Origin of the sequence: Caballeronia choica (assembly GCF_001544535.1) — a bacterium.
Lineage (GTDB): Bacteria > Pseudomonadota > Gammaproteobacteria > Burkholderiales > Burkholderiaceae > Caballeronia > Caballeronia choica.
The window spans coordinates 1-10630 of record NZ_FCON02000201.1 but is presented as its reverse complement, the minus strand read 5'-3'; the positions used below and the strand labels follow the sequence as shown (position 1 = coordinate 10630).

Genomic DNA, 10630 nt, shown 5'->3' with positions numbered 1-10630 from the left:
TACCGCTTCCGGCGAACAGAAAGGATCAGTTTCCGAACGCTAGGGACAATATACAAGTAAGCAAAGAAAGCAGCTTTCCACCGCCAATGCTTGCCATGCGCCGCAAGACCGTTATGTCGGAGTGGTCCAACCGGGGGAGTGTCGTTAACGGGGTTTCATTGTTGTTGGCATGTAGAAGAGGCGCGCACGTCGCACCGCCATACGGAGTGGATCAGCAGTCATACATCCGTCCTGGCACTTCGTGCCCGACGACAGGTCACTAGCGGTGGTGAATTGAAGCATGCGGCAAGCATAAACGTAGGATGTAACGATCGTTCGGGTTTCGGATTTGCCTGACGGGTGAGTGCGTAGCGCGAGGCCGGTTGTATGACTGCTGGTCCACTCCGTATCGCGGTGCGACGCCCGTACCTCTTCTACATGCCAACAACGGGGAAACCCCGCTAACGACACTCCCCCGGTTGGACCACTCCGGGCGAGCGGTCTAGCACCGACTGGCAAGAATTGGCGTTGGGAAGCTGCTTTCTTTGCTTACTTTCTTTGCAGCAGCAAAGAAAGTGAGTCCCGCCCCGGACAGGGGCAGAGCAAATAAACCAAAAATAATACAAGTTCCATAGAAGCCCGAGCGCATCAAACGGTGTAAACACCACCCACCCCCCACCCCATCCTCCTACCCAATTCCTCAACAGCAGATTTGCATCGAAGAATTCGAGGAATAGCCCGCAGCAAGACACCAGCCCGGGCGCACTATAATTGAATTTGTCCGTTTCACCCGCAGCCGTGCATGGCGTATATCGCGGCGCTCGCAAAACTTCCGGACAATTCAACAGTGGAGATTGAACATGACCATCCGTATCGGTGACGAGGCTCCCGATTTCACCGCGGAAACGACTGAAGGCACCCTCAACTTTCATGAGTGGATCGGCGACAAGTGGGCCATCCTGTTTTCGCACCCGAAGGATTTCACGCCGGTCTGCACGACTGAGCTCGGCTACTTGGCGCGCCTCAAGCCCGAATTCGACAAGCGCAATACGAAGGTGGTCGGCCTGTCGATCGATCCCGTCGACAGCCACGGGAAGTGGGCCAAGGATATCGAGGAAACGCAGGGCACGGCAGTGAATTACCCGATGATCGGAGACCCGGACCTCCATGTCGCAAAGCTCTACGACATGATCCATCCGAACGCGAGCGGCGGTCCCCGCACAGCAGTCGACAACGCAACGATCCGCGCGGTCTTCATCGTCGGGCCGGACAAGAAGATCAAGGCCACCTTCACCTATCCGATGAGCGCGGGACGCAATTTCGATGAAGTGCTCCGCCTGCTCGATGCGCTGCAATTGAACGCGAAGCACGCGGTCGCCACCCCAGTAAACTGGAAACCGGGCGAGGACGTGATCATTCCGACGTCGGTATCGGACGAAGACGCGAAGAAGAAATATCCGCAGGGCTTCAAGACGCTCAAGCCGTATCTGCGGACCGTCGAGCAGCCGAAGTAACGCCATTCCAACTGCAAGACATCCGGCCGCTTCCTGCAACAGGAAGCGGCCGGTTTGTTCAGTGCCCCGAGAACGAGGCGTCGGCTGGCGCCGTCGCTGCATCGCCAGGATGCACGGCCTGCTTGACCAAGAGCGCCACGCACGCGATCAAACCGGCCACGGCGATCACCGTGAAGATGCCGGCGAACGTGAACTGCCGCCGCGTCAGTTCGGCAACGAGAAACGAACCCGCGATGCCGCCGAAGCGCCCGATGCCAAGCATCCACGCGACTCCGGTGGCGCGCCCCTGCGTCGGATAGAACGCGGCCGCGAGCGCGGGCATCGACGACTGCGCCGTGTTCATCAGGATGCCCGCCGCGAACACGCTGACCATCAGCCAGCCGACATCGCCGATTGATTGCCCGATCGCATACACCGTCACGGCCGTGAGCGCATAGCCGGCCGCGATCACGCGGTTGGGATTGAAGCGGTCCATCAACATGCCGAACAGCACCGCGCCCACGCCGCCGAGCGGGAAGAGCGCCGAGATAAGCGTCGCGCGTTGCGGGGAGAGGCCCGCTTCCTTGAAGAGAATCGGCATCCAGTTGATCGACGCATAGAAGATCACGAGACCCATGAAGTACGCGAGCCACAGCATCATCGAGCCGACCACGTAGGACGGCGAAAGCACCACGCTCATGCCGCTTTTCGCGTTCGTGCGAGGCGCCGGCTCGGTCATGATGAAGGCGGTCGCGCGCGAAGCGGTTGACGACACGCGCAACAGCGCGGCGCGGATCTTCTCCACCGGCTGGTTCTTCGCGACCATGTAGCGAACCGATTCGGGCAGCACGGTCAGGAGCAGCACGGCGAGGACGAGCGGCGTCACGCCGCCGAGCACGAGCACGCTGCGCCAGCCGAAGTGCGGGATCATCCACGCGGCAAGGAAGCCGCCGAACGCAGCACCCAGCGGGAAGCCACAGAACATCAGGTTGGTGAGCGTGGCGCGCCGGTTGTCGGGGCAATATTCGCTCATCATCGTCACCGCGTTGGGCATCGCCGCACCGAGGCCAAGGCCGGTGACGAAGCGCAGCACGGTGAGCTGGAACAGATCGGCGGACCAGGCGGACCCGAGACACGCGATCCCGAATATCGTCACCGAGACGATCAGCAGCAGGCGCCGGCCCAGCCGGTCGGACAACGGACCCGCGCACAGTGCGCCAAACGCCAGCCCGAAGAGCGCTGCGCTCAAGACCGGCGCGAGCGCCGGCCTGCTGATGTGCCATTCCGTCACGAGCGACGGCGCGATGAACCCGATCGCGGCGGTGTCGAAGCCATCGAGCAGCACGACGACGAAGCACATCGCAAAGATGAGCCACTGGAAGCCGGAGAACGGGTGCTCGTTGAGGAACGTCTGGATGTTGACGGTCGTAGCTTTATCCATTTTTATGACCCTGGTAGTGGAAGCGTGAGCGCCTTATGGCCGTCTGGCTGCTGGCGTTCCCCGGCCTCATCCGGTGGCATGCGGACGAGGTGCCAGCGCGTCCGCGTGAAGGCCATGCGTTCGTCCCCGAATTGTGCAGTGGCCCATGCGCGTGCGTCGATTGCCCGCGGCACAGGATTACCCTAATGGAAAAACACGGCCGCCCGATGCGCGTCAGGCCTTCCCCGTCTGCCGCTCCGCCGATGTCGTCACTTCGCCCGGCCGGCGCAGCATCTTGTCGACTTCGCCCGCATGCATCTCCTCGACATGGATCATCTGGCGGGCAAACTCCTCCAGCGCGACGGAACGGTCCTCGACCAGCCCGAGCAGATCCCGATACAGCTTCAGCGCGACATTCTCCGACTGCAGCGATTCGCGCAGGATCGACGCGATGTCGAACGTATGGGAGTCGAGCAGCGGGCCGATCGCGAGCGACGGGTAGGCGCCGAGCGTGGTGATCCACTCGCCGACCTGCTGGGCATGCAACAGCGACTCGTCCGCCTGCTCGCGCAGCCACGACACGATCGGAATGCGCCCGAACCCGAACACGAGAAACGAATAGTGCGTGTAGCGGACGACGCCTGCCAGCTCGGACTCGAGAATCTGGTTCAGCACCGCGACGACCTTTTCCTTATCGATTTCCTTGTCGATCTCTGACATTGCTGCCTCCGTTCATGTCTTGCGCGGCAGATGCAAACGCCCGGACCGCCGCTGGTTGGGTTGGCCCCCGGTATGTCTTGACCGGACATCAGGTAATTGTAGTCACGCGGGCGAATCGCGCGAGGCGTTTATCTGCGCGTGAGGCGTGCGGTCGCCATCCCGTCGCCGGCGACTGGCTCACGCAATTTATGGTCCACGAGAGGGCTGTCGCCGGACTTCGAGGCGACAAGGAGGCCGACAAAGAGGCGAGGGGACTTCAAGCGTGCCGGCGCCGCCGGCTTACGCGGTCTCCTCCATCAATCGCGTGGCGGCCTGGGCGAGCAGCGCCGTCATGGCGGCTCTGGCGCCGTCCGCATCGCACGCTTCGATCGCGCGCACGACTCTCGCGTACTGCCCGAGATGCGACTCGTGGGCGAGCGCGTGCGGGTGAACGATCGGCTTCATCGCCCGCAGTCCCACGCGCACGACACAGCTCATCTGCTTCAGAAGTTCGTCGCCGCTGGCATCGACGATCGCCGATTGCAGCGCGTCCTCGGCTGCGTGGGCAAGCGCGCCGTTCACGCCCGCTTGCGCGAGGTTTTGATAGGCGCCGGCGAGCGCGATGCGCTGTTGCCGGCTCGCGCGGATCGCCGCCAGTGCCGCCGCGCGCGGATCGACGAATGCCCTGAACTCGATCAGGCCGCGCAGGTATTCCGGATCGGGCGTCGCTCGCAGCCGCCACTCGGCGACTTCGTGGTCGATGATCAGCCAGTCCTGCGCCGGCTTGATGCGCGTGCCCGTCTTGGGGCGGACATCGAGCATCCGTCGCGAGATCAGGATGCTGATCGCCTCGCGCATGATGGTCCGGCTGACGCCGTACTTCACCGCCAGGTCGACTTGCGGCGGCAACACGTGGTCCGCGTAATCGCCGTTGACAATACCGTTCACCAGTTGGTTCACCACACGCTTCACGAGCGACGCTTCGTATCCATGGTTCATGTTTTTCTTCTCGTTGATCACCCCGCGCGCCAGCCTTTCGCCACCCACCCCGAGTGGCTGCAGCGTCGCCTGAACGCTGGCGCAATTGGTTTGCCGTAGCGGCGAAACTCGTGTCCATTTGCATGCAATGAACGTCGGCACGCCTTCTTTTTGTCTTCCCCATGCTGCCGAGGCGGTTGGTCCGGCCGCGCTGATCGCGACCGGACACCGCGCCCCGAGCGCCGAACCGAGCGGTAATTTTTATTCGATGCACCGTCTCGGGTTCGGTAAAAGTGAGCCTATCCCGGCATGGCCCGCCTTGCCAATATGGTGCGCCCCGGATTCGTCTGTAGAGCGTTCGTCCGCCAACACTGTTCGCCCTGGCCCCGCTGCGCAAGCGTTTGCGGGTTTTCGGACGGCGCACAGCGGGTCGCCGTCGCCGCTCGAATGCAACCCGGCGAGCGCTTTAGCCGGCGGCTTCGAAAATGTCGCGCAACCACTGCGCGAAGACGCGGACCCGCGAGGAAAGCTGCCGGTTTTGCGGGTAAAGGACGGAGACCGGCATCGGCGGCGGAGGACACTCCGCGAGCACGGTTTCGAGCGTGCCCGCCAATAATTCGCCGAGCACGCGATAGCGCGGCACCTGCACGAGACCGAAGCCGGCCAGCGCGGCGGCCGTGTAAAGATCGGCGCCCGTCACCGAGACGATCGACGCGAGTTGCAACTCGGTCACGCGGCCGTCGACGGTGAACTCCAGTGGCAGGATGCGGCCGGTTCCGCTCGACATGTAGTTGACCGCCCGATGCCCGCTGAGCGCTTTGAGCGACTGCGGATGACCGAACTGTGCGAGATACGCGGGACTCGCCACGGTGACCTGTTCCATCAGCGCGACGCGCCGCCCGACCATCGACGAATCCTGCAGCATGCCCGCGCGCAGCACGCAATCGATCCCTTCGCGCACGAGGTCGACGAGCCGGTCGTCCTCGCCGATCTGCAACTCGATGCCGGGATAGCGTGCGATGAAATCCGGCAGAGCGGGCACGACGAAATGCTTCGCGAGCGTGCCTTGCACGTTGACGCGCAGAAGGCCCTTCGGCGCGACATGGCGAAACGAACCCTCGGCTTCTTCCAGGTCGGCGACGAGCCGCACGCAGCGCCGGTAATACGCTTCGCCATCGTGCGTGAGGCGCACGGTGCGCGTCGTGCGCTCGATCAGGCGCGCGCCGAGCCGTGCCTCCATGCGCTTGAGCAAGGTGGTGACGGTCGCGCGCGGAATCTGCAGGTCGTCGGCGGCCTGCGTGAAGCTGCTTCTTTCCGCGATGCGGATGAATACCTGCATCTCCTGAAAGCGGTCCATGCATTCGCCCGTTTCGATTGTTGGAGCAAACGGAGCGATGGTAGCAAAGCGCCTCGATTATTGGCGCGGCTGCCTGAGCGGAAAGATCACCAGCGCAGCCACGATGCCGAGCATGCCGCCGATCAGCGTCTCCCACGCACGCGCGGCCAGGAGCGGCACCGAATGCAGCCCGCTTGCCGCCATCGTCACGATCAGCGTGAAGGCGAATGCCGCGCAGGCGACGTCGTAGCGCTCGGGCAGGGCCATCGCGTAGACGATCATCGCGAGCGCCGCCGCGCACCAGATCAAAAGCGGCGCATGCATGGCGAGCGGCAGGCACGCGAGCCCGAGCGGCACGCCGACCAGCGTGCCGATGATCCTGCGGCGCACCCGCTCGACGGTGCCCGTCGCCGAGCCGGCCACGACGTAGGTGCAGGCCGTGATCGCCCACGCCGATTCGGGCAGACCGACGATGTCGTTCAACGCGACGACCACGAGCGAGCCGCTCGCCGCCTGCAATCCCATGATGAATTCCGCCGACATGCCATTGCGCCCCGAAGCAGGCCCCGGCCCCAGTGCCGCCACGCTCGCCGGACGCTCGGCGGGGCCGCTCAACGCGCGTGGCACGATCGACGCGAGCGCCGCGATCGCCACCGCGACGGCGATCGTCGGCAAGTCGGCGGGGCCGAGGCGCATGCCGTAGGCCAGCAATTGTCCGATGTACACCTGCGACCCGATGCCCGCACCGAGCACGCCGAAACGCTTCAGATAGCCGACGAGAAACGCACCGGACACAAGCGTCAGCTCGGCTCCGGCTGGCGCGAGTCCGCGCAGAAGTGGCGCGAGGAGCGCGAACATCGCCGCGCCGACGCCCGCGGCGACGCATAGCAGCGCCAGGTCGCGGCTCGATTCGGGACGCGTCGCGCGTGCCTCGGACACGCTCGCCCAGAGCGCGAAGCCGCTCGCGAGCGAGCCGAGCAGCACGCCGGCGGGCAGGCCGTGCGCGATGTCCTGCAGCGTTCCGAGCGCCGCCGCGAGGCCGTAGGCGGTGACGAGCCGCAGCCCCTTGATCCGGCGATGCGTGCCGGGATCGAGCCTCTCCAGCCACGCGCTGGCTGCCGCGAGCGGCCGCGTGCGGGCGTGCATCGCGGGGCGCGTCTGCGGGTCGTTGTCGGTCGGATTCATCGGACGGTTTCCTTTTGGCGCGCGGTCGCCCTGGTTCCAGGAAGCGCATGCGCCTGCAATTCACCGAAGAAGCGGAGAAAGCGCGCGCTGTTTGCCGGATCGTGACGACGCGGCCTGAAGCACAATCCTTGCAGGGAGAGAACTCAAGGCTACTATGCGACCGATTCGGCCGGGCATCGACAGGGAAAAAGCACGGCTTCGCGCCATGGTGCAAATTCCCGCTCTGACCCTTCTCGTCCTCTGCGTGCTGTGGATCACGATCCTCATGCGACTGCAAGTCGAGAAGGCGTCTGTCGTGCGCGACACGCAGGACGCCGCGCGCACGATCGCGCGGTCTCTGCAGACGCACACGCTCAAAACCATTCACGACGTCGACGTGATCGCGCTGCTCATCAAGTACGGCTACGAGACCGCGCCGCTCACGTTCGACCTCGCCCGCTATCAGGCGTATGGGCTCATCACCGCCGATACGGCGCTGCAGGTGACGATCGTCGGCGCGAACGGCCACGTGCTGGCTTCGACGCTGCCGTTCAAGGGCATCGTCGACCTGAGCGACCGCGAGCACTTCGCCGTGCATCGCACGGATCCGGCCAAGGGGCTGTTCATCAGCCGGCCGGTGATCGGGCGCGTGTCGAAACAATGGTCGATCCAGGCGACGCGCCGCCTCGACACGCCGGACGGCAGGTTCGGCGGCGTGATCGTGATCTCCGAAAACCCCGCGTATCTCACGGACGGCTTCTACAACAGCGCCGCGCTCGGACGCTACGGCATGATCGCGGTGATCTCGCACCACGGCTTCACGCTGTCGCGCCGCGCGGGCGAAGCGCCCAGCACGACCGGCGGGGCGCTCCTCGACAACTATACGAGCGTCGCGCGCGCGCCCGTCGCAACCGTGATCGACCCGGTCGATCACATCGAGCGGATCGTCGCGAGCAGCACGATCGATCGTTACGGGCTGACCGTGGTCGCGGGGCTCTCGCTCGACGAAGCACTCGACGACTATTACCGCATGCGGCGCGTCTACGTGACGATGGCGGCCGTCATCTCGGCGCTGCTGATCGGCTTCGCGGCGCGGATCATGTCGCTCGTATCGAAGCTGCACAAGCGCAAGGACGAACTGCGGCGGCTCTCGGAGACGGACCGGCTGACGGGCCTCTACAACCGCGGACGCATCAAGGACCTGCTGCACGAAGCGGCCGCGGCGCCGGACGCGGGCGGCAAGGTCGCGGCGATCTTCGTCGACCTCGACAACTTCAAGCAGTTGAACGACACCTACGGGCATCAATGCGGCGACGAGGTGCTGACCGTGCTGGCCGAGCGCCTGCGGATGGCGGTGGGCGAGCATGGCGCGATCGGGCGGCTCGGCGGCGACGAATTTCTCGTGGTGGTCCAGGCACCGGACGCACGCGAGGCCGGCACGCGCAACGCCGAGGCGATCGCGCAGGCGCTCAGCGTCGACCTCACCGTGCGGGGCAAGCCGTACCTGATGCGCGCGAGCCTCGGACTCGCGGTGCTCGGGCACAACGACACCGCCGACGATCTCGTGCGCAAGGCGGACCATGCGATGTACGAGGCGAAGAAATGCGGCCGTGGCGAACGCGTCACCACGTGGCACGCATTCGACGATGCAGATTGCAGCCCGCAGCGGCACGGCGAGGGCATCGACGTGGAACAGAAAAGCCCGGCGTGAAGCTTACGGACGCCACGCCGCGCCGTGCGGAAACTCGAACCGTTCGAGCGAAGCGGCATGCATCTCGATGCTGTAACCGGGCGCCTGCGGCGGCATGTAGCGACCGTTGCTGATCACGACGGGATCGATGAAATGCTCGTGCAGATGATCCACGTATTCGAGCACGCGGTTTTCCAGCGACGCCGACACGCACACGTAATCGAACAGCGAAATATGCTGCACGTACTCGCATAATCCGACGCCGCCCGCATGCGGGCACACGGGCACGCCGAACTTCGCCGCCATCAGCAGCACGACGAGCACCTCGTTCAATCCGCCAAGGCGGCAACTGTCGATCTGGCAGAAATCGATCGCCTGCGCCTGGAGCAGTTGCTTGAACATCACCCGGTTGTGGCAATGCTCGCCCGTCGCGACGCCGATCGGCGCGAGCCGCCGGCGAATGGCTGCGTGGCCGAGGATATCGTCGGGGCTCGTCGGCTCTTCGATCCACCACGGATCGAATTCGGCGAGCCGCCGCATGTTGGCGATCGCTTCATCGACTTCCCATACCTGGTTCGCGTCCATCATCAGACGGCGCTCCGGACCGATCTCCTCGCGCAGGATGCGGGCGCGCCGCACGTCCTCGTCGGGATTGCCGCCGACCTTCTGCTTGAAATGCGTCCAGCCTTGCGCGACGCCTTCCCGCGCGAGACGGCGGATCTTGTCGTCGTCGTAGCCGAGCCAGCCCGCCGATGTCGTGTAGGCCGGATAGCCCTGCGCGAGCATCTCCTGTACGCGCCCGGCCTTGGTCGGCTCATGGCGGCGCAGGATCGCGAGCGCTTCCTGCGGCGTCAGCGCATCGGTGACATAGCGGAAGTCGAGGCAGCGCACGAGTTCGTCCGGGCTCATGTCGACGAGCAGTTTCCACACCGGCTTGCGTTCGGACTTCGCCCACAGGTCCCACACCGCGTTGACGACGGCCGCCGTCGCCAGATGGATTACGCCTTTGTCGGGGCCGATCCAGCGCAACTGGCTGTCGGAGGTGATCGCGCGCCAGAACGCGCCCATGTTGGCGGCGATGTCTTCGAGACGCCTGCCCACGACGAGCGGCCCGAGCGCATTCACCGCCGCCACGACGATTTCCGTGCCGCGCCCGATCGTGAAGGTCAGGCCGTGGCCGGCGAGTCCGTCGGGCGCATCGGTTTCGAGGATCGCGTAGGCCGCCGAGTAGTCGGGCGCGGCGTTCATCGCATCGGAACCGTCGAGCGAGCGCGACGTCGGAAAGCGGATGTCGCGCACGGAAAGCTTCGTGATCGTGGGCATTTTCGGCTCCTTTGGGTGGGTTGCCGCTGGCGCTTGGGGTGGGGGTGGGGTGGGGGTGGTTGTTTACGCCGTTTGATGTTTTTGCGCTTCTATGGAACTTGCTTTGTTTTTGGTTTATTAGCTCTGCCCCTGTCCGGGGCGGGACTCACTTTCTTTGCTGCTGCAAAGAAAGTAAGCAAAGAAAGCAGCTTCCCAACGCCAATCCTTGCCAGTCGCCGCCAGACCGCTCCCTCGGAGTGGTCCAACCGGGGGAGTGTCGTTAGCGGGGTTTCCCCGTTGTTGGCATGTAGAAGAGGCGCGCACGTCGCACCGCTATACGAAGTGGACCAGCAGTCATACATCCAGCCTCGCGCTACGCGCTCACCCGTCAGGCATAACTGAAACCCATCGCTACGTCGATCGTTCGTGCTTGCTCCATGCTTCAATTCACCGCTTAGCGAACCTGGCGTCGGGCACGAAGTGCCGGGACGGATGAATGACTGCTGTTCCACTCCGCGCAGCGGTGCGACGTGCGCGCCTTTTCTACATGCCAACAACGATGAAACCCC

The 10630-nt window shown here is 64.5% G+C and carries 8 protein-coding genes; 2 read left to right on the top strand and 6 right to left on the bottom strand.

Features of this window, described 5'->3' with window-relative positions; translation table 11 throughout:
• The first annotated feature begins 839 nt into the window (after positions 1-839).
• A complete protein-coding gene (locus AWB68_RS39390; protein ID WP_087649612.1) occupies positions 840-1493 on the top strand; it encodes a peroxiredoxin in 654 nt (217 codons plus the stop codon).
• A 58-nt stretch (positions 1494-1551) separates the two neighbouring features.
• Here AWB68_RS39390 and AWB68_RS39385 read toward each other — a convergent pair whose 3' ends face one another.
• From AWB68_RS39385 to AWB68_RS39365, 5 genes are all read right to left on the bottom strand, one after another.
• The gene (locus tag AWB68_RS39385) at positions 1552-2913 is read right to left on the bottom strand and encodes an MFS transporter (protein WP_087649611.1); all 1362 of its coding nucleotides are present in this window, start codon (positions 2911-2913) and stop codon (positions 1552-1554) included.
• A gap of 213 nt (positions 2914-3126) precedes the next feature.
• Entirely contained in the window at positions 3127-3612 is a 486-nt protein-coding gene (locus AWB68_RS39380) for a ferritin-like domain-containing protein (protein WP_087649610.1), read from the bottom strand.
• Positions 3613-3891: 279 nt separating this feature from the next.
• Positions 3892-4590 carry a FadR/GntR family transcriptional regulator gene (locus AWB68_RS39375; protein WP_087649614.1) on the bottom strand — a complete coding sequence of 233 codons (699 nt, stop codon included), beginning with the start codon at positions 4588-4590 and terminating at the stop codon, positions 3892-3894.
• Between the two features lie 445 nt (positions 4591-5035).
• Complete coding sequence (locus AWB68_RS39370; protein WP_087649609.1) at positions 5036-5926, bottom strand: LysR family transcriptional regulator; 891 nt, start codon at positions 5924-5926, stop codon at positions 5036-5038.
• Positions 5927-5983: 57 nt separating this feature from the next.
• Positions 5984-7090: an FUSC family protein gene (locus AWB68_RS39365; protein WP_374729654.1), complete on the bottom strand. Its 1107-nt coding sequence runs from the start codon at positions 7088-7090 to the stop codon at positions 5984-5986.
• 205 nt (positions 7091-7295) lie between these two features.
• Here AWB68_RS39365 and AWB68_RS39360 point away from each other — a divergent pair, with 205 nt between their 5' ends.
• On the top strand, positions 7296-8780 hold the full coding sequence (locus AWB68_RS39360) for a sensor domain-containing diguanylate cyclase (RefSeq protein ID WP_235028752.1): 1485 nt from the start codon (positions 7296-7298) through the stop codon (positions 8778-8780).
• 3 nt (positions 8781-8783) lie between these two features.
• Here the strand turns inward: AWB68_RS39360 and AWB68_RS39355 are convergent, their stop codons facing one another.
• On the bottom strand, positions 8784-10082 hold the full coding sequence (locus AWB68_RS39355; protein WP_087649607.1) for an L-fuconate dehydratase: 1299 nt from the start codon (positions 10080-10082) through the stop codon (positions 8784-8786).
• Positions 10083-10630 lie beyond the last annotated feature (548 nt).

Bases quoted from the DNA above. Each gene is read 5' to 3' on its own strand.
- AWB68_RS39365 (WP_374729654.1), bottom strand. From the start codon at position 7,090: ATGAATCCGACCGACAACGACCCGCAGACGCGCCCCGCGATGCACGCC.
- AWB68_RS39385 (WP_087649611.1), bottom strand. From the start codon at position 2,913: ATGGATAAAGCTACGACCGTCAACATCCAGACGTTCCTCAACGAGCAC.
- AWB68_RS39390 (WP_087649612.1), top strand. From the start codon at position 840: ATGACCATCCGTATCGGTGACGAGGCTCCCGATTTCACCGCGGAAACG.
- AWB68_RS39380 (WP_087649610.1), bottom strand. From the start codon at position 3,612: ATGTCAGAGATCGACAAGGAAATCGATAAGGAAAAGGTCGTCGCGGTG.
- AWB68_RS39360 (WP_235028752.1), top strand. From the start codon at position 7,296: ATGGTGCAAATTCCCGCTCTGACCCTTCTCGTCCTCTGCGTGCTGTGG.
- AWB68_RS39375 (WP_087649614.1), bottom strand. From the start codon at position 4,590: ATGAACCATGGATACGAAGCGTCGCTCGTGAAGCGTGTGGTGAACCAA.
- AWB68_RS39370 (WP_087649609.1), bottom strand. From the start codon at position 5,926: ATGGACCGCTTTCAGGAGATGCAGGTATTCATCCGCATCGCGGAAAGA.
- AWB68_RS39355 (WP_087649607.1), bottom strand. From the start codon at position 10,082: ATGCCCACGATCACGAAGCTTTCCGTGCGCGACATCCGCTTTCCGACG.